This window comes from Akkermansia sp. GGCC_0220 (assembly GCF_017566105.1).
Lineage (GTDB): Bacteria > Verrucomicrobiota > Verrucomicrobiia > Verrucomicrobiales > Akkermansiaceae > Akkermansia > Akkermansia massiliensis.
Genome location: NZ_JABFCI010000005.1, coordinates 17061 through 38986 on the forward strand (window position 1 = coordinate 17061; position 21926 = coordinate 38986).

14 protein-coding genes are annotated in these 21926 nt (G+C 57.7%); 10 read left to right on the forward strand and 4 right to left on the reverse strand.

What is annotated here, in order from left to right; all coding sequences use genetic code 11:
• The 3 genes from HJW02_RS04980 to HJW02_RS04990 all read right to left on the reverse strand — a co-directional run bounded on the left by HJW02_RS04980 (nucleotide 1) and on the right by HJW02_RS04990 (nucleotide 5285).
• Nucleotides 1–1749: a potassium transporter TrkG gene (locus HJW02_RS04980; RefSeq protein ID WP_102721693.1), complete on the reverse strand. Its 1749-nt coding sequence runs from the start codon at nucleotides 1747–1749 to the stop codon at nucleotides 1–3.
• A gap of 234 nt (nucleotides 1750–1983) precedes the next feature.
• Nucleotides 1984–4434 carry a sialate O-acetylesterase gene (locus tag HJW02_RS04985; protein WP_102721692.1) on the reverse strand — a complete coding sequence of 817 codons (2451 nt, stop codon included), beginning with the start codon at nucleotides 4432–4434 and terminating at the stop codon, nucleotides 1984–1986.
• A gap of 77 nt (nucleotides 4435–4511) precedes the next feature.
• The gene (locus tag HJW02_RS04990; protein WP_102721691.1) at nucleotides 4512–5285 is read right to left on the reverse strand and encodes a PEP-CTERM sorting domain-containing protein; all 774 of its coding nucleotides are present in this window, start codon (nucleotides 5283–5285) and stop codon (nucleotides 4512–4514) included.
• A gap of 457 nt (nucleotides 5286–5742) precedes the next feature.
• Between HJW02_RS04990 and hisF the strand changes: the two genes are divergently transcribed.
• From hisF to HJW02_RS05010, 4 genes are all read left to right on the forward strand, one after another.
• Nucleotides 5743–6510, forward strand: coding sequence for an imidazole glycerol phosphate synthase subunit HisF (hisF, locus tag HJW02_RS04995; RefSeq protein ID WP_022396114.1), 768 nt, complete (start codon nucleotides 5743–5745; stop codon nucleotides 6508–6510).
• A 54-nt stretch (nucleotides 6511–6564) separates the two neighbouring features.
• Nucleotides 6565–8697 carry a glycoside hydrolase domain-containing protein gene (locus tag HJW02_RS05000; RefSeq protein ID WP_102733233.1) on the forward strand — a complete coding sequence of 711 codons (2133 nt, stop codon included), beginning with the start codon at nucleotides 6565–6567 and terminating at the stop codon, nucleotides 8695–8697.
• 591 nt (nucleotides 8698–9288) lie between these two features.
• Nucleotides 9289–10944 (forward strand): hypothetical protein, encoded by a 1656-nt coding sequence (locus HJW02_RS05005; RefSeq protein ID WP_146018277.1) that lies wholly within the window; start codon nucleotides 9289–9291, stop codon nucleotides 10942–10944.
• A gap of 1 nt (nucleotide 10945) precedes the next feature.
• Entirely contained in the window at nucleotides 10946–12013 is a 1068-nt protein-coding gene (locus HJW02_RS05010; RefSeq protein WP_022396111.1) for a hypothetical protein, read from the forward strand.
• Nucleotides 12014–12294: 281 nt separating this feature from the next.
• Here HJW02_RS05010 and nifJ read toward each other — a convergent pair whose 3' ends face one another.
• Entirely contained in the window at nucleotides 12295–15873 is a 3579-nt protein-coding gene (nifJ, locus tag HJW02_RS05015; RefSeq protein WP_102721686.1) for a pyruvate:ferredoxin (flavodoxin) oxidoreductase, read from the reverse strand.
• Nucleotides 15874–16229: 356 nt separating this feature from the next.
• On the opposite strand from nifJ, the gene lysS reads away from it, so the two are divergent.
• From lysS to HJW02_RS05045, 6 genes are all read left to right on the forward strand, one after another.
• Nucleotides 16230–17711 (forward strand): lysine--tRNA ligase, encoded by a 1482-nt coding sequence (lysS, locus tag HJW02_RS05020; protein ID WP_102721685.1) that lies wholly within the window; start codon nucleotides 16230–16232, stop codon nucleotides 17709–17711.
• 17 nt (nucleotides 17712–17728) lie between these two features.
• Nucleotides 17729–18514 (forward strand): protein phosphatase 2C domain-containing protein, encoded by a 786-nt coding sequence (locus HJW02_RS05025; protein ID WP_102721684.1) that lies wholly within the window; start codon nucleotides 17729–17731, stop codon nucleotides 18512–18514.
• Between the two features lie 269 nt (nucleotides 18515–18783).
• The gene (gene plsY, locus HJW02_RS05030) at nucleotides 18784–19440 is read left to right on the forward strand and encodes a glycerol-3-phosphate 1-O-acyltransferase PlsY (RefSeq protein WP_102752951.1); all 657 of its coding nucleotides are present in this window, start codon (nucleotides 18784–18786) and stop codon (nucleotides 19438–19440) included.
• Between the two features lies 1 nt (nucleotide 19441).
• The gene (locus HJW02_RS05035) at nucleotides 19442–20452 is read left to right on the forward strand and encodes an NAD(P)H-dependent glycerol-3-phosphate dehydrogenase (protein WP_102721682.1); all 1011 of its coding nucleotides are present in this window, start codon (nucleotides 19442–19444) and stop codon (nucleotides 20450–20452) included.
• Nucleotides 20453–20509: 57 nt separating this feature from the next.
• Nucleotides 20510–20944, forward strand: coding sequence for an exosortase system-associated protein, TIGR04073 family (locus HJW02_RS05040; protein ID WP_022396104.1), 435 nt, complete (start codon nucleotides 20510–20512; stop codon nucleotides 20942–20944).
• 147 nt (nucleotides 20945–21091) lie between these two features.
• Nucleotides 21092–21910, forward strand: coding sequence for a hypothetical protein (locus HJW02_RS05045; protein ID WP_146018276.1), 819 nt, complete (start codon nucleotides 21092–21094; stop codon nucleotides 21908–21910).
• Nucleotides 21911–21926 lie beyond the last annotated feature (16 nt).

Sequence of the window (21926 nt, forward strand, 5' to 3'; positions counted from 1 at the left end):
TCAGGTTAACGGAATTTTGACGGATGGATAGCGGTAATGCCGCGGGGTAGGGGTGCCGGCCAGCGCGATGAGGAAGGCGAAAAGCCCCACGCGGCCGGCGAGCATGTTGATGATGAGAAGATACTTGGAAGGGTCGCTCAGATTGGGCGTGATTCCCCGCGACACGCCTACCGTAGCAAAAGCGCTGCAGTTTTCAAAGAAGATATCCAGTGAGCTCATGGCGGGCTCCAGGCTGCAAATAAGAATGGTGAAACAGCCGATCCAGGCGCAGGAGACCACCACCGTGATCACGCACCGCGCCACGGTGCGCTGGTCAATGCGGCGGTGGAAGAATTCCACGTGGTCCCGGCCGCGGAGGATGCGCAGGATTTCCGCGCCCGCAATGGCGCAGGTGGTGGTTCTCATGCCGCCCGCCGTGCCGCCGGGGCTGCCGCCCACCACCATCAGGCCGCACATGATGAGGCTGGCCGCGGGCAGGTAGCGGCTGTAGTCGCTGATATTGAATCCCGCCGTGCGGGCCGTGACGCTGTCAAAAAGGCAGCTCCAGAGGTGCTGCCCCAGCGGTTCGGAAGTGTGGGGGGCGGAAACGGCAAAAATGGACAGGGCGCCCCCAGCCAGCAGAATGCCCGTGGCGATCATCACCAGTTTGAAATACGGGGTCCACTGCATGCGCAGGCGGCGGTGCTTGGCCAGAAAGCGGTTGACCAGGCGGGAGTTGATTTCCTTGTAAATGCCGAATCCCAGGCCGCCGCATACGATCAGCGCCATGATGACGGCCTGCCCGCTGTAGCACAGGCGGATGCCCGGCTCCATCAGATTCATCGGGAACGTGGAAAAACCCGCGTTGCAGAAGGCGGAAACGGAGTGGAAGAGGGAGTGCCACCACAGGGGTTCCCCCATCAGGTTGATATCCTTTCCTTCCCAGGAAAAGTACAGGAGGACGGCCCCGCACAGTTCAATGAACAGCGTGCTGACTACGATGGTGGTGATGAAGGAGACCACGGACCCCAGGTTCCCTTCGTCCAGCAGGTCCGTCAGCAGCACGCGGTCACGCAGGGAAAAGCCCTGGCCCGCCACCATGGCCACGAAGTAGGCGAACGTCATGATGCCGAACCCGCCGATCTGGATGAGGGCAAGCGTGAACATTTCCCCCAGCGGGGTGAAAGTGCTGGCGAAGTCCACGGCGTTCAGCCCGGTGACGCACACGGCGCTGGTGCTGGTGAACAGGGCGTCCGTAAAGCTCAGCGTGATGCCGGGATACGTGGAATTGGGGAGCAGAAGCAGCCCGGTGCCCGCCAGGATGACCACCCCCAGGGAGGTCACAAACTGCATGGCGGGAGCCATCAGCGGGCGCCCTTTTTTCTGCTTGCCCAGCAGCCATTCAAAAATCCTGGTCAGGGACATCAGCGTGGGGATGGCGATCAGCCCTGCCGTAATCACCAGGCGGGAAAGCTCCGTAAACCTCATGTAACTGTCCTCCTGCTGCTCCCTGGCGATCAGCAGGAAGATCAGCAGGCAGCAGATAATCTGGAAAATCAGCAGCCTCAGGGAAGGGCGGTTGATCTCCTTCCGGAAGAAGGAGCCCAGCACGCCCGTCAAATGGCCCAGCGTGGCGACGGCCGCAATCAGGCGCGACCATTCATGCTCCGCATGCGTCAGGGGCCACCCCAGCTCCCAGATGACGGCCCCCAGAAGGATGGCAATGCAGATAGCTGCAAGTTTGGTAAATCCCGAGCGTGTGGTTGTCATGGGTGGAGATGCCTTGCGCGGAGTCTAGCACCTGGACATGGAAAGAAAAGCTATTAAGCCGTTTGCCCCATTTCGCCCTGTTTACTCCGGTTATTTCCAACGCGCGCAGAGGAAAGGCGGCTGGGGGGAGGAAGGCATAACTTCCAGTTAAATCCCCGGGCTGTTCAGGTCCGGTCACGGAGCGCCGCAAAGGCTGGCGGCGCTCCTGCTGGCTTCGGGAGCAGGGGGAAAAAGTCAGGCCCTGCGGCGCATTGCCAGCAGAGCCGCCATGCCCAGGAGCCCCAGCAGGGCACAGGACGGTTCGGGCACGGAAAGCGTCACGATTCCCGTGGAAGCGTCGTAATCCAGCACATTCCAGCCATGGGCGGCCTCTGCCAGGGAAAAATCTTCCGCGGAGGAAAGCCCTTCCAGGGTACCCCCTGAAATATCCGTAATCCTGAAGGACATGGTGCCGGAGCGAGCAAGGATGCCGCTGACGTCCAGAGTCAGGCCGTCCAGCAGGTTCAAGGCGCCTCCCGTCATGATGATGGAGGCCAGCCCTTCGCCTCCTTCCACCAGGTTCATGGATGAAAGCTCCACGGTAAAATTTCCCGCCGCCAGGCTGTCGCCCGTTCCCAGCGTCATGGAATTGCCGGCCAGGATGCGGGAGCCGTCGGACAAGGCGAGCGTTCCTTCCAGGTGCTGGTCCGCCCAGACCACCTGGTGGCCGATTTCCACACGCGCAACGGTGCCCCAGTTCAGCACCTCCCCTCCGGACAGGCGGATGGTGTTGGAAACGTCATAACGGTTCAAATCCAGCGTTCCTCCCATGTGAACGGCCGCCGTTCCCGTGCCCAGGGCGTTTCTGTCTCCGAGCCGCAAAGTGCCTCCCCGGATTTGGGTGCCTCCCGCATAGGTATTGGCATGGGCCAGAACCAGCGTATTGCCGGTGGTCTTGGACAAGGCCCCATTTCCGGAAATCCCGCCGGACAGGGTCAGGACTTTTCCGGTGGCGTTGGTGGAGCTCCCGAAGGAGGAAACGGTGCCTTCCTCCAGAATGAAACGGTTGCTCCACGTATTGGACGTCACGTGTTCCCAGCCGGCAAGGACGGTTGCCCCCTGGAGCGTGACGGAGCCCGTTCCCCAGCCGGAGCCGGCGGTCTTGGTATCCGTGCCGTTCATTGTTAATTCCACGCCGGGACCGACGGTCCAGTTTCCCGTAAAAGCGGCGGCATCCGTATTGACGTAGGCGCTGACCTCCACTCTGGCGATTCCGGAGGGATCAGCCGCAAGGGTGGAATTGCGGATGGCGACGTCTCCCGTTCCCGTGATGAACGTGAGCTGATGGTTGCCGGAAGAACTGCTCCCCCGGATGGACAGGGTGCTTCCTCCCGCAAGGTTCCATTGCTGGTCGCCCTGAAGCTCCAGCACGGAAGCGATGTTCAGGTTTTTTCCGGTTGCGATGTCGATGCCGCCGCTCCCCAGGATCAAATGGCCGTCCTGCATGGAGGGAGCGGAACTGCCGTCAACGGCCACGCCCCGGATGGTGATGGTGTTCAGGTATGTATCTTCAATCCTGATGCCGTAAAGCACGGCGTTGGTTCCGGCGGCGGAACTCACCATGTTATCCTTGGCGGAGGAGGCTGCGTCCCAGACGGCCGTGCTGTCCACGGGGAGCTTGCCGTTCATCCAGGCTTCCGTGGAAGAGAGAGCGGCGTCGTAATTTCCGCTGCGGACCGTACCCGTATCGTACCCGGCCAGCCTGGCCGCCTCATAGGCATACCGCGCTCCGATGGTGATCTGGGACTTTCCGTCGTAATGGACGCCCATGTTGTCGCCGGAGGTGATTTTGGCGAGGTCCCGTGTCGGAACCCAGCCCATGTTGTCGTTTGCCCGGGCCAGGGCTTCCTGCTGGTCGCGGGTTGTTCCGGAAGAACCTTCATTGCCGTTGAATCCTCCGGTGACGTCCCCCGTTTCAGCATTCGTGACGTTGGTTGTGCCCCACTTGGCCTGTTCTCCCAGAATGGCCTGATGTGCCGCCAGAGGGCCGGTGTCCACTCCATCCCGGGCAAGGTCCCCCTGCAAGTTGTCCAGAAACGTTAAAAATGAATTGGCGGCATTACTGCTGTCAGTGACTGTATTGGACTCTCCTTGAAGGTACATTACGCCCATGATCTCCACCTTGTCGTAACCGTTGGCCAGGGCGTTTTCACAGGCCTTCCTGACGGTCTCCACTATGGCATTATAGGCGTTCGTGCCTTTGTTCCAATAGGAATTGCCTCCTCCGTCCAGAGCAGCCTTGACGATTCCCATGTCCGCATGTCCGGAGCCAGGGCCGCCCAGGGACCATCCCTTGCGCTCCATCATGGCGGCAAAGCCGTACTCCGGCCCCATGCAGTTGTAATTGCTTGACTCCGTTCCGCACACCTGGGGTACGATAGAACCCCAGGAAGAGGAAGCTGGCGGATTGCAGTCTACGGAACTGCCGGTGATCTTGTTGAAATTATTGTGCCAGAATTTGGTGCTTCCATCGGACCTGTACTGTTCCAGCAGCTCCGCGGACGCCGGAGACCCCTTGACGGCTCCCAGGGAATTGGATTGTCCTGTCAGGATGTATAATTGAAGCGTCTTGGCTTCTGCCGCGCCGATGAAAGCCGCCGTTATGGGGATGAACAGCAGACTGCGGTAAAGTGATGAAAATTTCATGGCAGTTGGATTCAAAGGGATAAAAAACAAAAGCCGCTGGCTGCATGAAACCGCCAGCGGCCCGACAGGAGGAAATTTTACTTTCTCCGGCGGCGCAGGAGCAGTGCGCCCAGCCCCAGAAGGCTCAGGGAGGCAGTGGCCGGTTCCGGAACGTTGATGATGGCTGCCAGGTCATCCTGCGTTGCCGCGCCTTCCCAGAAGCTGAGGCCGGATACCGTCGGGGAACTCTGGTTCCCGTTCAAGGTTGCCCAGCAGCCGATATAGAGCTGGTCCAGATTTCCGGCTTGGGCCATGTTGGGCCAGGATACGGTCTGAGTGGTGCCGTTCTGCGTAATGAACACGCTGTAGGCTCCCCCTGCCTGAACGGAGAGAGTCAGTGAAAACGGGCTGTTGAAGTCAATGGCGGTGCTGCTTAAGCCGCTTGCGGGACGTCCCGAGCTGCCGCCATTGTTGGCGATGCCTATCTTGCCGCTTTCATAGCGTCCTACAATGGAATTAAGACCGGTTCCGCCAATGGAAGCGCAGAAGAGGGAATCAGTGTTGTCCAGGCTGGCGGCGCTGGAGAAGTTAATGTTCACCGTATAGCCGGCAGCTCCGGAAAGCTGAAGGGAGGAAACGTCAAGCCCGTTTTTCTTTGAATTGGTCGCATTGGACGTCCATGTTCCGTCGTTATTCCAGAGAGCGTCGTTAAGCGTCCAGCTGAGGGACTTCGTTCCCAGGTCGGAAACAGCGGTGCCGCTGTCCGGTGAAGTCTGGTCAAACCGGGAAAATCCGGAAACCAGGGTGACGGCGGCGTGGCCGCCGGAAATGCCGAGGAGCGTGACGGCCAGAAGAGAAAGTGTTTTCTTCATTTTATTAAACTTTTGAGTCAAAAATACTGGAAGGAAGTATTTCCACCCGTTTACCGGATTAAGAATCCGGTTTTTTTATGTGAAATACAAATTTTGTATAACTTGCGGAGCAAGTATGGAAAGGATGAATTCAAAAAAGACCAGGAATACTATAATGATAGTATTTTCAATGTATTAAAATGTACAGTAAATTAATTGTTAACATTTTTTATTGTTTGCGGATTCTTAATCCGCAGACATTTATTGAACAGGAGGAGGAAAGCGTGTGTAAAATGCTTTCTATACATTTATCCATTTATTGAAATTCAAGGAATTGTCTTCAAATTTGATGGAGATGACAAAGAAAGCTTGCAACGGGATATTTATAGGAAAGAGACGTTTTTTCCCATCATAGGCATCCTGCGGCAAGCCGTATTTTAGGCTTTCCCTTTGCTGGCGGTGATGGCTTGATAAGGCCGTGCTGGCAAAAAGAATCATTCCATGTCTGGACGTAACGGACGGCAGAGTCGTCAAGGGGACCAATTTCGTCAACCTGAGGGATGCCGGTGACCCGGTGGAATGCGCCAGGGCATATGATGCCCAGCAGGCGGACGAGCTTGTTTTTCTGGACATCACCGCTTCTTCCGACGGCCGCGCCACCATGGTGGACGTGGTGCGCCGCACGGCGGCCTGCTGCTTCATGCCGCTGACCGTGGGAGGAGGCATCCGTTCCGTAATGGACATGCGTGAAATGCTTCTGGCGGGCGCGGACAAGGTGTCCCTGAATACGGCGGCCATCAACCGTCCGGAACTGATCAATGAAGGCGCGGCAGCCTTCGGCAGCCAGTGCATCGTCGTAGCCATTGACGCCAAGAGGCAGGCGCCCGGCAAATGGGGCGTTTCCACTCATGGCGGCCGTAAATTCGTGGGGCTGGATGCCGTGGAATGGGCCGTGGAGGCGGAACGCCGCGGTGCCGGGGAAATCCTGCTGACCAGCATGGATGCGGACGGGGCCAAAACCGGGTACGATATTGAACTGACCCGCGCCGTCAGCGAGGCGGTGCGCATTCCCGTGATCGCCAGCGGAGGAGCGGGCAGCCTGGACCACATGGTGGACGTGCTGGTGGAGGGCAAGGCGGACGCCGTGCTGGCGGCTTCCATCTTCCACTTCGGCGAATACACGGTGCCGGAAGCCAAAACCTACTTTGCCTCCAGGGGCATTCCGGTGCGTCCTTTGGCGGAATAGCGGAAACACTCTTTTTTCTTGAGAGAAAACGGAATTCCTGCACGTAATATACGCATGCGCCGTTTTCTTTTTCCTCTGTGTTCCGTTATTGCCTTAACGTCTTTTGTTCAGGCCCAGTCGCCGGACAGGCACCCGCTATATGAACCCGCCCTGGTTTCCGCCGGAGCGACGGGTGATGCGGGCAACCTGTTTGCCGGGGCCAAAGTCACCGCTTCCGGGCATTACGGCAACGACCGTCCGGAACTGGCCGTGGACGGCCAGGCGAACAACGCAGGCAAATACTGGGGATGTGAGGGCATTCCCGTCTGGCTTCAGATAGACATGGGGAAGCCCCGCGCGCTTTCCGCCCTGCATGTCTGGCCGTATTGGGAGGGGGGCCGCATTTACAAGTATAAAATAGAAGGCTCGGAAGACGGCAAAAATTGGAAAATGCTGGCGGACCAGTCTTCCAACAGCATTGCGGCCACCTCGGAAGGCGTCCCCTTCAAATTCAATCCCCAGACGGTCCGGTACGTCAAAATCACCTTCCTGGGCAACAACGCCGGCAATGACAAGGGAGGGCACCTGGTGGAAATCAAGGGCTACGGCCCTGATGCCGCCCTGAACCTGCAAGCCGCGGCGGTGAAGGATTATGACCGCATCCCTTACAGCGGCGCTCCCAGGCAGGAAATGCTTCAGGATTCCGTGCGCCTGTCCGGCTGGAGGGGCGAACGCGCCGCCGGACAGATTGCCGTCTGGTCTTCCCAGGCGCAGCCCCAGTTATCCGCTACCTGCGCCGGGGTAAAAAATGCTGCCGGACAGGTCATTCCCGTCCGGACCTCCATGATACGCTACACCAAGGGAGGCAACAGGCTCATTTCAGATATCATCGGCAGTGAAAACAGCTGTGACCTGCAGGCCGGGGGCGTGCGTCCCGTCTGGGTGGAAGTTAACATTCCCCCGTCCGCCAAACCCGGCGTGTACAAGGGAAAAATAGTGGTTTCCGCGGAAAGCGGCTCTCCCGTGAGCGTTCCCGTAGTTCTGGAAGTGGCTCCGGAATCTCTGCCTGCGCCCGCCAATTGGCAGGTTCACCTGGACCTTTGGCAGCATCCGCAGGCTGTGGCGCGCTGGCATGATGTGGAACCGTGGTCTCCGGAACATTTCGCGCTGATGAAGCCGGTGATGAAGAGGCTGGCGGATGCCGGGCAGAAGGCCATTACCTGCTCCCTGATTGATGAAGCCTGGAACGCCCAGACCTACGACTGGTTCCCCCCCATGATCGAATGGATCAAGGGCAAGAACGGAACCATGCGCTGGAACTACGCCAACTTTGACAAATGGGTTTCCTTCATGATCAACGAGGTGGGCGTCAAGGGCCAGATATCCTGCTACACCATGATTCCGTGGAACATGAAAGTCCGTTATCTGGATGAAGCTACCGGAAAATACAAGTTCCTGGACCTCAAGCCGAACGACCCTTCCTACGAAGCCATCTGGGGGCCTTTCCTGACGGATTTCCGCAAGCACGTCAAGAGCAAGGGATGGCTGGACAAGACCTGCATCGGGCTGGATGAACGGCCGGACGCCATGGTAAAGGCGGCCAAGAACGTGCTGGACAAGTATGCTCCGGAATTCAAGATCGTCTCCGCCGTCAACCGGCCTACCGCCATGACCCGGGACGTGTATGACGTCTCTCCCGTGCTCGACCATGCGGACACGGTCACGGGCGATCTCCTGGCGCAGCGCAAGAAAGAGGGGAAGAAGACGACGTTCTATGTTTGCGTCCATCCCAAAAAGCCCAACACCTTTACCATCTCCCCGCTGGCGGAGGCGGAATGGCTGCCCCTCTTTGCCGCCGCCAACCATCTGGACGGCTTTTTGAGGTGGGCCTACAACTCCTGGAACCGCAATCCGTTTGAAAAGACGGACTTCGGCAACTGGCCCGCGGGAGACTGCTACCTGGTTTATCCCGGCAACCTCAGTTCCCTGCGGTTTGAAAAACTCCGCGACGGGCTGGAAGAATTTGAAAAGGTCAATATCCTGCGCGCCCGCGCCGCGAAGAACCCGAAGGCGAAAGCCGCCGTGGCCCGCATGGATGAGGAACTTTCCAAGCTCTTCACCGTGGAAAGAAGCCGCGGCGATTCCCATGAGGACGACGTGCGCAAGGCCCGTGAAATCATCCGTAAAACGGCGGAAGCCGCTAGATGATTTTATAGCTTCCGCGTTTTCGATTCTTTATTTTTATAAAAAGCTTGTCCTTGTCTTTCAGGTTGCTGGGGGACAACGGGCAAGCTTTATTTATTGTTCTTCCGCCTCTGGGAGCGAGCAGTTTGGGTAGTCCTTTGGACTTTCCGCCCGTAGTGGCAGCATTTATGGAATTTGCTTATTTTCAACAGGAGGGAGTAGAGGCACGTATCGTCCGTGTTTAATTCGTCAAGTAATGGTTGAATCCCAAAAAACCGATATTTACGATGGCATTCCATAAAAATACTAAATGCAATGAATAACGCAATTTCAATAAATAACGGTGATTCCCGGCATGAAATAAAGATTGAAAACGGGAAGATGGGTTCAACGGGAGCATTAAATCAGAAACACGATCAGGGATATGCGGAAGGCGTCGAATTTAAATATGGATTCATTTCTTCCACGGAAGGAACTTCCGACCGTGCTTCCAGAATCCGGAAATGGTATGCCCTCCGCGGAACAAAAATAGAATACTGGTCCGTAGAAAGTGATCATGTTACATGTGCAGAGCTGGATTCTGACAAAACTTCCGGAGGCATCAAACAAAGGATCATGTTCTTTGAAGACAGGGACTCGTTTGACACTCCGGATTATGCCGCGGGATTTTATGTAATTTCGTGGAAGGACCGGGGCAGGCGCGGTGATGATGGCAACAAGGTTAACAATAGTTACCATGTTAAAGTCACGCTGGGAGACCCGTCGCAGAATACCGGAGAAGTAATCGCCTCGTTGAATGTCAAGGAGGGTGAAATTATCCCGGGGGAATGGAGAGACAGATGCTTGCTGATGCGCCTCAAGCGTTCCCAGGAATTCAATACGGGAAGGGAGGACATATGGCTCTCCATGGAATGTGAGGAAGGCGGAACTTTTGGAACTCTGATTACGGAAGTGGATATTCATCCCGTCACCTTGAAGGCTTTTCCGGCTCCGCTGTTTGGAGTATCGGAAAGATTGGTCGTACCGCAGGAAGATGATCATTCCGATGCGCTGGGATATGTGGACGGCAGGAATACTGACACGATTGCATGGATTGATTATGCAGAGACAGGTTCCGGCCAGGAAAGCAGTCCTAGAATGCCCAGTTTGCATTTTGAAATAAAAGGGTTGGATGCCGGGCGTTTTTCCTGGAAAACCAGGCTGACGGTAAGCTACAGCCGCCCGGCGATCCAATATGCAGATGCCCCTGCCGGAACCCGGGATCGCAACCGGGCCGTTTTGGATAAAGATACAGTACATATCCCTTCCATTCAGGAAAATTGGAAAGAACAGCCAGTGTCCTTATGGAATATTGCGGAGGATACGGATTGGCTTGAAGAGGTGAATGAAGGCTTTTTTGGAGGAAATGCCAGTCTGGAATTTGAAATTAAATCCAAAAACGGCCACTCCTCCTATACAGGAGCGGATATCTATCGTTTCCGCATCGGAGGGCAGAATCCGGACGATCAAATGTGCACCCGGTATATTCAGTCCTACGTGCTTCAAATGTATCCGGATACTTTGGCCTCCATGGAATGGTGTCTTCCCGCCGTAGGCAAAAGCGAATCATTTGGATATGGCGGCGAGGCGGTTTATTACCCCTTCTCCTGGAGTAATGCCCCGTCATCCTTGTACAATCAATTTTTGGCCGGAGGCGGCAAGTACCGGAGGGAGCCCGGGGCGGAAGGAATTCCGCTTCATAGCCAGGATACCGCCGGCGCCGGCGGTTACGGCATTTTTCAAGTGACGGGAACGGCAGGGGGAGACGGCATATATACCGCCATCCCAAGGGAGCAAATATGGAACTGGCAGAAAAACATCCAGGCAGCCCTTCAAATCATCCTTGTCAAATACAATGAGGCGCACAGGTGGATGCTCCGTCAACTCCAGCAGCAGCAGGCGGAAGCGCCTGAAAGTGCTCTCCCGGTTTATCGTGCGGCCGATACCAATCCAGGCCAGGGGGTTCCGTATGATTATTCATTTGCGGAAGGAACGGCCTGTACCATCGCCCAGCTTTGCACGCTTAAGGCATATAACGGAGCTTCCAAATGTTCCCGGCAGATTAACGAACCCGGCACCAAGGTACGCTCCCCCGGTTTTCTTTATGATCCCGGAAAAAGCGGCCACTACTGCGCCTGGATGAATACTTCTAGACAATGGTGCATTTCCAGATATAATAGCAATAATTTTGATTATGTGGACAGGGTTCTGTCCAGGGTAAATCAAATTTAGAATGAATGCTTTAATCACAGGATTATGCTTTTTATGCTGCTCTGCCGCCTTGTTAAAGGCGGCAGAGCAGCCGCCTGTTTTTTCCCTTCATTTTTCCCAGCTTCCTTCTTTTCTCCAGTGGAATATTCGCAAACAGGTTTCCGGACAGGGCGATCTTATTGAATCATGGACGGGCTGGAATCCTGCATTAAAGAATTCAGACGGCCCCAACGGCGGCCTTGTTTTTATGCAGGAAATTGATCTTGTGGGAGACCATGGAAAAGAAAGAATTTTCCTGTACCGGAACCCTGAAATAGCTGGAACTCCTCCCCCGCAGGATGAACATGTAAGGTTTATCTGCAATGCGGATAACTCTTATCTTTATACGGTTCCTTCCTTTTGCCTGCACGGGAAGAAAATCGGCAGTGTTTTTCGTGGTGAAGAAGCTTATTATTTTTGTCCTGACAGGTATGTTAACAGGTATCGCTTTACCTATGGATGGAAGCAATGGGAACTGACGGGACAGTATGGCAGGGTATTGGAATGGAGCGGCTGTGAAGAGACCAATCCCAAAGATGGAACCCGCTGGAAAAGCGGCATGGAGCAGACGGAAAGCGTTTATGTAAATACGGGCGTCATTAAGAAAACATGCTCCCTTTCCCCAGGCAGCCGCCGGGTGCCTCTTTCCCAGGAAACCGAGGGTGAAGATCCGTTTGAAACAATAGTAAAAGAAAAGACAAAATCGCCTGCATCACCTGAACAGGAAAAATTGGCAGAGGACATGCCCTCTGAAACGGTTTGGGTTGTGTCCCTCTTTGAACTTCTTACACAGGATGCTCCCCAGTGGAAATGTTTTAAGGCGGTTTCTTTAAAAGAGGCGGAAAAAGAATGGAGGAAAATTTCCGGTCCTGCCCTTGAGCAATCCCGGAAATGGAATCAGAAAGAAGCCGTGCAGGCTATGGATGCGTTTCTTAACGTGAAGAATCCCCAAGGGGTAAAAAATTGTCCCTTATTCCAATCTCCGGCTGAAACCGCATTGAAAGATGATAAAACGCCGCCGGGCAGTCCCATGGGCGGGGAAGAACCGTAAAATAGGAATGTCCTTGATCTGCGGGCTTGGCGTGGTCATTTGCTGATAGGCTTTCCCCAGCGGGGACATGGGGCCAGAATGGGTACATTCCGCGGAGGTACTTCCGCATGCACTTTCCACGTAAGCAGGCCATTTTCTTCCATGAAGCGCAAATGCGCGCCCGGGTTCATGGAAGGTGCCCGTATCCGGAGCGCGGGAAAGAGCTCCCTCCTGTTGAATGAATAAAAACGCCCCTGCCGGACGAACCGTGCAGGGGCGTTGAAATTCAGCGGCTGTACGCTTTATTCCGCGGACTTGTCGGCGCCCATGTTGGCAATGCTCTGGTACAGGTTCCAGCGGTGCCAGACGTCCTTCTGGGCTTCTTCAAGGAGTTTTTCAAATCCTTCCTTGTTGGTCTTCGCCAGAAGCTTGAAGCGGTTTTCGCTGAGAAGCACGTCGCGAAGGTCGCCCTTCGGTCCCTTGCCTTCCACGATCAGCGGATTCTTGCCCTGGAGGGCCAGGTCCGGATTGTAGCGGTAGAGCAGGATGCGGCCGGAATCCACCCATGCCTTCTGCTGCTGCAGGCCCTTGGCCATGTTGATGCCGTGGGAGATGCAGTGGGAGTAGGCGATGATGATGGCGGGGCCGTCATAGGCTTCCGCTTCCACAAAGGCTTTCAGCGTATGCTCGTCCTTCGCGCCGAGGGCGACGGAAGCCACGTACACGTTCCCGTAGGTCATGGCCATGAGGCCCAGGTCCTTTTTCACGCCGGGCTTGCCGGTCGTGGCGAACTTGGCCACGGCAGCGCGCGGGGTGGACTTGGAGCACTGGCCGCCGGTGTTGGAGTACACTTCCGTATCCATGACCAGCACCTTCACGTTCCTGCCGCTGGCCAGGATGTGGTCCAGGCCGCCGTAGCCGATGTCGTAGGCCCAGCCGTCGCCGCCGAGGATCCAGACGCTCTTGCGGACGAGTTTGTCCGCCATGGTCAGGAGGCGTGCGCATTCCGGCTTGCCGGTGATTCTCTTCTTGAGTTCGGCGATGTTTTCACGCTGCTGCGCGATGTCCGCCTCATCCTTCTGCGGGTTGGTCAGGATCTGGTCCACCAGTTCCTGGCCCACGATGCCGGCGGCTTCATGGAGGAGCTCAATGGCGTGTTCCATCTGCTTGTCCAGGGAGACGCGGAAGCCAAGGCCGAATTCGGCGTTGTCTTCAAACAGGGAGTTGGACCAGGCCGGTCCGCGCCCTTCGGAGTCATGGGACCACGGGGTGGTGGGCAGGTTGCCGCCGTAGATGGAGGAGCAGCCCGTAGCGTTGGCGACCACCAGGCGGTTGCCGAAGAGCTGGGAGAGCATTTTCACGTACGGGGTTTCACCGCAGCCGGCGCAGGCGCCGGAGAATTCAAACAGCGGGCGCAGCACCTGCATGGAGCGGATGTTGTCCGTCCTTACCTTGGTGCGGTCCACGTCCGGAAGGCTCATGAAGAAGTCCCAGTTGGCTTCCTCCTTGTCGTGAATCTTCAGGGTGGGCACCATGGTCAGGGCCTTGTGGGTGGGGTCCGTCTTGCTCTTGGCCGGGCAGACGTCGGAGCAGAGCGTGCAGCCCGTGCAGTCGTTCGGGGAGACCTGGATGACGAATTTTTCACCCTTCCAGTCCGGATGCTTGGCATCCAGGCATTCAAAGCCTTCCGGCGCGCCGGAGAGGGCGTCCGGAGAGAAGAACTTGCTGCGGATGGCGGCGTGCGGGCAAACGGCCGTGCACTTGCCGCACTGGATGCAGAGGGCGGGATCCCATTCCGGGAGGTCCAGGGCCAGGTTGCGCTTTTCGTACTGGGAAGTGCCGTTCGGGAACGTGCCGTCCACGGGCATCTGGCTGACGGGGATGCTGTCCCCTTCGCCGCACATCATCTTGCCGAGGACGTTCTGGACGTAGTCCGGAGCGTCTGCGGACATGACGGGCGGAATGGCATGGCCGGTGATGGTTTTGCCGGTGGTGTCCACCCGGTGCAGGTTTTCCAGCGTGGCGTCCACGGCGGCGATGTTCTTGTCCACCACTTCCTGCCCCTTCTTGGCGTAGGTCTTGGCGATGGCTTTCTTGATGTAGCCGATGGCTTCATCAGCGGGAATCACGCCGGCCAGCTTGAAGAAGCAGGTCTGCATGATCATGTTGATGCGGCCGCCCATGCCCGTTTTCCGGGCCACGGAGAAGGCGTCAATCGTGTAAAGCTTGAGGTTCTTGTCCAGAATCTGCTGCTGCATGCGGGCGGGCAACGTGTCCCACAGCTTGTCCGCGGGGTGCGGGCTGTTCATCAGGAAGGTGGCGCCGTTGGCGGCGTTCTTCAGGAAGTCAAACAGGTTCAGCAGCGTGGGCTGGTGCAGCGCCAGGAAGTTCGCCTTGGTGATCAGGTACGTGGACTTGATCGGGCGCGGGCCGAAGCGCAGGTGGGAGATGGTGGAGGAACCGGCCTTCTTGGAGTCGTACACGAAGTAGCCCTGAACGTACAGGTCCGTGTGCTGGCCGATGATCTTGATGGCGTCCTTGTTGGCGCCCACGGTACCGTCGGAACCGAGGCCGAAGAACATGGCGCGCGTCACGTCGTCCGCTTCCGTGGAGTAATCTTCATCGTACGGGATGCTGGTGCCCAGCACGTCGTCGTTGATGCCGATGGTGAAGTGGTTCTTGGGAGCGTCCTGTTCCAGGCTGTCATAGACGCCCTTGACCATGGCGGGAGTGAATTCCTTGGAGGAGAGGCCGTAGCGGCCGCCTACCACCTTGGGCATGCCGTTGGTGAAGGGGAGCGTGCCGGAGCCCTGGGCGTCAAAGAGGGCCTGGATGACGTCCTGGTGGAGCGGTTCGCCCTGGGAGCCGGGTTCCTTGGTGCGGTCCAGCACGGCGATCTTCCTGACCGTGGAGGGGAGCGCCTTGATCAGTTCCGCGGCGGGGAAGGGGCGGAACAGGCGCACCTTGAGCACGCCCACCTTGGCGTTTTCACGGGCGATCATGGCTTCCACCGTTTCTTCCACGGCTTCCGCGCCGGAACCCATCAGGATGATCACGCGTTCAGCGTCCGGGGCGCCGGAGTAGTCCACCAGATGGTAGGAACGGCCCGTGAGGTCCGCAAACCTGTCCATGGCCTTCTGCACGATGGCGGGGGTGGCTTCATAGAACTGGTTGACCGTTTCACGGCCCTGGAAGTAAACGTCCGGGTTCTGGGCGGTGCCGCGCAGCACGGGAGCGTCAGGCGTCAGGGCGCGTTCGCGGAAGGAGTCCGCCCATTCCTGCTTGATCATGCCGTTCAGCGTATCGTCCGTGATATCTGCAATCTTGCCGATTTCATGGGACGTGCGGAAGCCGTCAAAGAAGTTCATGAACGGAACGCGGGATTCCAGCGTGGCGGCGTGGGAAATGGCGGCAAAGTCCGCGGCTTCCTGCGTGGAGGAGCCGCACAGCATGGCCCAGCCGCAAGAGCGGGCGCTCATCACGTCGCTGTGGTCGCCGAAAATGGAGAGGCCCTGGTAGGCCAGGGAACGGGCGGCCACATGGAACACGGCCGGAGTCAGTTCCCCTGCGATCTTGAACATGTTCGGGATCATCAGCAGGAGGCCCTGGGATGCGGTGAAGGTAGTTGCCATGGCTCCGGTCTGGAGGGCGCCGTGAACGGTGCCTGCCGCGCCGCCTTCACTCTGCATTTCCACCACGGAGGGAACGGTGCCCCACAGGTTCTTCCGGTTGACAGCGGCCCAGCTTTCGGCTGATTCACCCATCGGAGAGGACGGTGTAATGGGGTAAATGGCAATGACTTCAGAAAAACGATAGGCTACGGAGGCTACGGCTTCGTTAGCGTCAATCGTGCTGTAAGTTACGGTTGTCTGATCACTCATAAGTCTGCACGGATAGTATATAATTGATAAATAAGGTGCGCCTTAACGGAGTTATTTATAACATGTCTGACGCCGAAGGTAAAAGCAATTATGCGTATGTGGGGTTTTGGCGGCTATTTTTTAATAATAAGACCAGTTTCTTTTCAATTCCTTTGAATATCGTGCCTTGCGTGGTTCTCCCGCTCCTTTTTACAGAGGCTGCGGACGGGCATCCACCCCGGCGGGTGCGTCCCCCGGCGCCCGGACTCCGGAAAGGAGGGCAAAACGGTCCCCGGTTCCGGACAGGCCGCCAAAAATGCCCCCTGCCTGACAATGCACTAGCCAAAACGGAGGCAAGCCTTTAAAATCCCCGCACTATGTCCGAACAACAGCAGGCACATCCGAATACGACGGAATCCGAACTTATTGCCGTGCGCCGCGACAAGCTCGCCAAAATCCGCGAGCTGGGGATTGATCCCTACGGCGCAAGATTTGACGTGACCACTACCCCCGCCGGATTGAAAGCCGATTTCCAGGAAGACAAACAGGTAGCCGTGGCCGGCCGCCTGCTGGCTATTCGCGACATGGGCAAATCCCAGTTTTTCGTCATTGGAGACGTACGTGGCAAAATCCAGGGGTTCCTGCACAGGAATGAAGTGGATGAAACCACCTGGAAGCTGTGGAAGCTCCTGGACCGCGGGGACTGGATCGGCATTGAAGGAACCACCTTCCTGACCCGTACCGGAGAACCCACCGTGAAGGTCTCCGGCCTGACCATTCTTTCCAAGAGCCTCCGCCCCCTGCCGGACAAATGGCATGGCCTGGCGGACAAGGAGGTCACCTACCGCAAGCGCCATCTGGACCTCATTTCCAATGAGGAAAGCGCGTCCCTGTTCGTCACGCGCTCCCTCATGATTGCGGAAATCCGCCGCTTTCTCCAGGAACGCGGCTATCTGGAAGTGGAAACCCCCATGCTTCAGGACGTGGCCGGGGGCGCCGCCGCCAAGCCGTTTGAAACGTACCATAACGCGCTGGACATGCCGCTGACGCTGCGCATTGCTCCGGAACTCTTCCTCAAGCGACTGATGGTAGGCGGCTTCACCAAGATTTTTGAACTCAACCGCAGCTTCCGCAATGAAGGCATCGACCGCCGCCACAATCCGGAATTCACGATGCTGGAAGCCTACTGCGCCTGCGGCGATTTTGAAACCATGGCGAACATGGTGGAGGAACTCATCTGCCATCTGGCGGAAAAATTCTGCGGAGGCCTCCAGATTGACCACAAGGACGCGGAAGGCAACGTGCTTTACACGATCGACCTCAGCCGCCCCTGGAAGCGCGCCGACTACCAGGACCTGATCCGCGCCGTGGCCGGGCAGGACTGGTTTGACATTTCTCCCGAGGCGCGCCGCGCCCGCTGTGAGGAGCTGGACGTGGAAATCAGCCCGGACATGAAGGATGTGGACGTTTCCCAGCAGGTTTATGAAAAGCTGGTGGAGGAAAAAACCATGAATCCCTGCTTCGTCACCCATGTGGCCAAGGACCTGGTTCCCCTCGCCAAGCTGAACAAAGAAAACCCGGACGTGGTGGACGTGTATGAACTGGTGATCAACGGGCAGGAAATCTCACCCGGCTATTCGGAACTGAACGACCCGGACGTGCAGAAGGAACGCCTGGAACACCAGGCCGCCGGGGAAACCCAGCGCGTGGACTACGACTTCATTGAAACGCTGGAATACGGCATGCCCTCCGCAGGCGGCATCGGCATCGGCATTGACCGCGTCATCATGATGCTGACGGGCGCCTCTTCCATCCGCGACGTCCTGCTCTTCCCGCAACTGAAACGGAAGGACAGTTAATTCAGCCCACCAGCCGCATGGCCCCCCCCACCCCGGATACCCTGGACTGCGCTTCCGCCCAATGGATCGGCAAACGCCGTGAGCAGGAAGACGTGGTTAAAAGCCTTCCCGCCGCCGGCGGGATGCTGGGCATCGTGTGCGACGGCATGGGGGGCCATCTCCGCGGAGACTGCGCCTCCTGCGTGGTGGCGCAGGAATTTGCCGCAGTATTTGCGGAAAGCGGCGTGGAGGATATTCCGGAGCGTCTGACGGAAGCGCTGCATGCCGCCAACCGGGCGCTGGCCGCCATCCAGAAGGAGCCGGAGGAATCCGGAACCACGCTGCTGGCCGTCTTCATCCGCGGCCATTCCCTGTGGTGGATCAGCGTGGGGGATTCCCCCCTGTACTTATGGAGCGGAGCGGACAGCTTCCGCATGGACCGCCTGAATGAAGACCACTCCATGAGGCCCATTGCGGATTGCCTCTACCGGAAGGGGGAAATGTCCCTCCAGGGCGCTCTGCGCCAGCGCTGCGTTCTGCGGTCCGCCGTCATGGGGGGGCCCATGGAACTGGTGGACATCAGCGCGATGCCCCTGCTTCTGCATCCGGGGGATGCGGTGCTGGCCTGCTCGGACGGCTTGCAGGTCTGGAGCGAACTGCTGAGGGAGCCTTCTTTCCTGGCTCTCCAAAAGGCCAGGGACTGTTCCAGCCGGGAGCTGGTGGGAACCATCATGGAGCAGGTGAAGGACATGCTGGAACCGCAGCAGGACAATGCCTCCGTCTGGGCCGCCGTGATGCGGAAACCCTGCACGGACGGTAAATAAACCCGTTCCGGCAAAGGAAAAATAAGACCGGGGGCATGTTCCCCACGAGCACGGGGCGAGCCTGTGCCGTTTTTACTGCGTCGCTTTTTAAAAGAGGGCCTTTCCTCCGGACGGGGGCGGTGCAGGAAGCCTTCTGGAAATCCGGTGCCGGGGAAGGCCGTTGAACGTTCCGCTGTTCCGCGGGAGCAGGCCGCCGGAAAGAAGCGTCCCGGAGACGATTTCCCCATTGTCATTTGACGGGCGGGGGGGTAGAATACTCTCCGCACGACATGATTGCCTGGATAGTTCTCTATATTGCAGCCTCCTACCTGGTTGGAGCGGTTCCGTTCGGCTACCTTGCCGGCAGGATCAGGGGCCTTGACCTGAGGCGGGAGGGTTCCTGCAACATAGGCGCTACCAATGCATGGCGCGTGCTGGGCTGGAAGTGGGGCCTCTCCGTTTTTGCGCTGGATTTTTTAAAGGGGTTCGTGCCCGTGTTCGGCGCCCTGAACTGGCTGCCGTTCCTGACGGGGGATGCAGGCGGCTGGGACTTCAACGCCGTAGTCGTCCTCGTCTGTTTCGCCGTGGTGCTCGGCCATACCTATACCTGTTTCCTTGGGTTCAGGGGCGGAAAGGGCGTGGCGACGACTGCGGGCGTCTTGTTTGCCCTCAATCCGGTGGTGGCCTGCGTGGCCCTGGGTGCGTGGCTGGTATTCATGGGAATCTCCGGCATCGTGTCGCTGGCCAGCCTGGTGGCTGCCGTGGCGATGATCGCCGCCGGATGGTGGTTCTACCCGCTTTGCCAGGGCGGGACCGTTTCTCCCCAGATACTTTACATTGCCTTTTTCACGGTGGTGGGGGCTCTGGTCATTCTCAAGCACCGTTCCAACATCGTGAGGCTCCTCAATGGAACGGAACACTCCTTCTACTCCAAAAAGTCCAAGTAAGATGATGAATCGGTTACATAAAATAGCAGTCATCGGCGCCGGTTCCTGGGGTACGGCCCTCTCCATGGTTCTGGCGACCCGGGAATGTGAAGTCGTCCTGTGGACGCCGGAAGAAGCGCAGGCCCGGCAGCTTGCTGAAACCAGGCGCAGCCCGGTCCTGTCGGAAACCGCCGCGCCCCTGGCCCCCAACATCCATCCCACTTGCGACCTGGACCAGGTGAAGGACGCGGAGCTCATCGTGGTGGTGGTGCCTTCCGTAGCCATGCGTTCCGTAGCGCAGCGGCTGCGCGGCCTGCCGGTGAGGCCGGACGCCGTCATCGTCTCCTGCACCAAGGGCATTGAACAGGGCTCCCATAAAAGAATGACGGAAATCCTTCAGGAATATCTGCCCTCCAATCCCATAGGCGTGCTCTCCGGCCCCAACCATGCGGAAGACATCTGCCTGGGCCTCCCGTCCGCCTCCCTGATCGGGTTTGAGGATCCGAAATATGCAGACTGGGTGCAGCAGATATTCGCCTCCAAGACCTTCCGCGTTTATTCCGCTACGGACATCATCGGCATGCAGCTGGGGGGAACCATCAAGAACGTCTTTGCCATCGGGGCCGGACTTTGCGAGGGGCTGAACCTGGGAGATAACGCCCAGGCCGCCCTGCTGACCCGCGGCCTGGCGGAAATGACGCGCATCGGCGTAGCCAGCGGAGGCCGCAGGGAAACCTTCATGGGCCTTTCCGGCGTGGGCGATCTCATCGTCACCTGCTATTCCCGCCACTCCCGCAACCAGACGGTGGGGCGGAGGCTGGCGGAAGGAAAAAGCCTCCAGGAAATTCTGGACGCCCTGGGCATGGTGGCGGAAGGGGTGCCCAACACGCTCTCCGTCTATGAAATTGCGCGGAAGCTGGGAGTGAGGACGCCGCTGATTGACGCCGTCTATTCCGTTCTTTATGAATCCAAGCCGCCCATGGAAGCGCTTGTGGAGCTCATGACGCGGGACCCCCGTCCGGAATTAGATTGATTTTTTGTTTTTTTGAGTTGCTTTCCCTCGACAAATTATACTATATAAACAATCAGTATGAAACGTGCCATCATCTCAGCTCTTTTTGCCGCCGGCGCCATCGGTGTCGCCAGTGCGGACATTCAGGCTCCACCCGCTTCCGAATACACCCCCACCCGCAAGCTGGGCCGCGCCATCGCCAACATCATTTACTCCGTTGAAGAAATTCCCCTGGGAATCATCAACTGGACGAGCCGCGAAGGTGACTATGCCGGTTTTTCCGTGGGCATTGTTGATGGCACCACCACCATGCTTGAACGCATGGGCTACGGCATCTATGAACTTGTCACGTTCTGGGCTCCCACCTACAAGTGCACGTACAAGCCCCCCTATCAGGGACGTTGCGGCATGAGCGGCCTTAAGGAATACAATCCCAACGGCGGCCTGAGCGAATTCCCTGCGGAACTCAGCTTCCAGAGCTACTACAAGTACTCCCGCCAGCAGCGCGACTAAGGTCACTGTTAAAAATTTCAAAAGGGCTGTCTGTAATGAAGCAGACAGCCCTTTTTATATGGTGCGGTTGAGTGGTCTTGACAATAGCCGCCATTGACGGGAAAAAGGGGAAAACGTATTCTTCCGTACCGGAAAGGCTTTCCCATCATGAATAAAACAGTTTCTTTCATCGGCCTGGGCGCTGCCGTCTGCATGACGGCCCCCGCATTTGCCCAGGACACCCATCTTTCCCTGACCAAGGAAAGCGTTGCCAGCATGCATGAAATTACGGCGGCGCTGGACAAGGTGACGGACGAGCCCGGAGCGGCGGACGCCGTGAAAACGGTCAAAAAGGTGCGTGAAAAACTGGTGGACCTCGGAAAAAGGCAGTTGGAACTGCCCGGCGCCACGCCCCAGGAGCAGGCGCAGATTTCCGCCCAGATGACGGAAGTGCAGAAGATTTCCGGGGAATTGGTGAAATCCCTTGCGCGCTTGAAAAAGGAAGGGCTGCTCACGCCCGACTTGCAGAAGGCCCTGATGGATTTGCAGTCCGTGCAGACGGAACTGGCACAGGCTTCCCGGGACAAGGCCGCGCAGGCGGAGCCGTTCCCGAAGGATGCGGAGGGCAACACGCATGAAACCCTGCTGGCAAAAACCGTGGATGAAGTCAAAAAGCTGGATGATTCCCTTTCCAGGGTGAAGGATGAGGAAACCAGCAAGGCCGCCGTGGACCAGATAGGGCATTACCGGGGCGCCCTGCTGGACATCGCCAAGAAACAGGCCGCCCTGCCGCCCCTCACCCGCAACCAGCAGGCCAAGCTGACGGGAGTGCAGCAGCAGCTTGTGGAAATGATGCAGCCCATCGTCAAGCATGTGACGGCCATCATGCTTTCTCCGGATGCCTCCAGGAATTTGAAGGAGGCCCTGAATTCCCTTTCCGAACTGCCCAAGGAAGTTCAGAAAATCCGTGAAGAGGCGGCCAAGTGAACTTTTTGGGGGAATG

Bases quoted from the DNA above. Each gene is read 5' to 3' on its own strand.
- HJW02_RS04980 (WP_102721693.1), bottom strand. From the start codon at position 1,749: ATGACAACCACACGCTCGGGATTTACCAAACTTGCAGCTATCTGCATT.
- HJW02_RS04985 (WP_102721692.1), bottom strand. From the start codon at position 4,434: ATGAAATTTTCATCACTTTACCGCAGTCTGCTGTTCATCCCCATAACG.
- HJW02_RS04990 (WP_102721691.1), bottom strand. From the start codon at position 5,285: ATGAAGAAAACACTTTCTCTTCTGGCCGTCACGCTCCTCGGCATTTCC.
- HJW02_RS05000 (WP_102733233.1), top strand. From the start codon at position 6,565: ATGCGCCGTTTTCTTTTTCCTCTGTGTTCCGTTATTGCCTTAACGTCT.
- HJW02_RS05005 (WP_146018277.1), top strand. From the start codon at position 9,289: ATGTTCTTTGAAGACAGGGACTCGTTTGACACTCCGGATTATGCCGCG.
- HJW02_RS05010 (WP_022396111.1), top strand. From the start codon at position 10,946: ATGAATGCTTTAATCACAGGATTATGCTTTTTATGCTGCTCTGCCGCC.
- nifJ (WP_102721686.1), bottom strand. From the start codon at position 15,873: ATGAGTGATCAGACAACCGTAACTTACAGCACGATTGACGCTAACGAA.
- lysS (WP_102721685.1), top strand. From the start codon at position 16,230: ATGTCCGAACAACAGCAGGCACATCCGAATACGACGGAATCCGAACTT.
- HJW02_RS05025 (WP_102721684.1), top strand. From the start codon at position 17,729: ATGGCCCCCCCCACCCCGGATACCCTGGACTGCGCTTCCGCCCAATGG.
- plsY (WP_102752951.1), top strand. From the start codon at position 18,784: ATGATTGCCTGGATAGTTCTCTATATTGCAGCCTCCTACCTGGTTGGA.
- HJW02_RS05035 (WP_102721682.1), top strand. From the start codon at position 19,442: ATGATGAATCGGTTACATAAAATAGCAGTCATCGGCGCCGGTTCCTGG.
- HJW02_RS05040 (WP_022396104.1), top strand. From the start codon at position 20,510: ATGAAACGTGCCATCATCTCAGCTCTTTTTGCCGCCGGCGCCATCGGT.
- HJW02_RS05045 (WP_146018276.1), top strand. From the start codon at position 21,092: ATGAATAAAACAGTTTCTTTCATCGGCCTGGGCGCTGCCGTCTGCATG.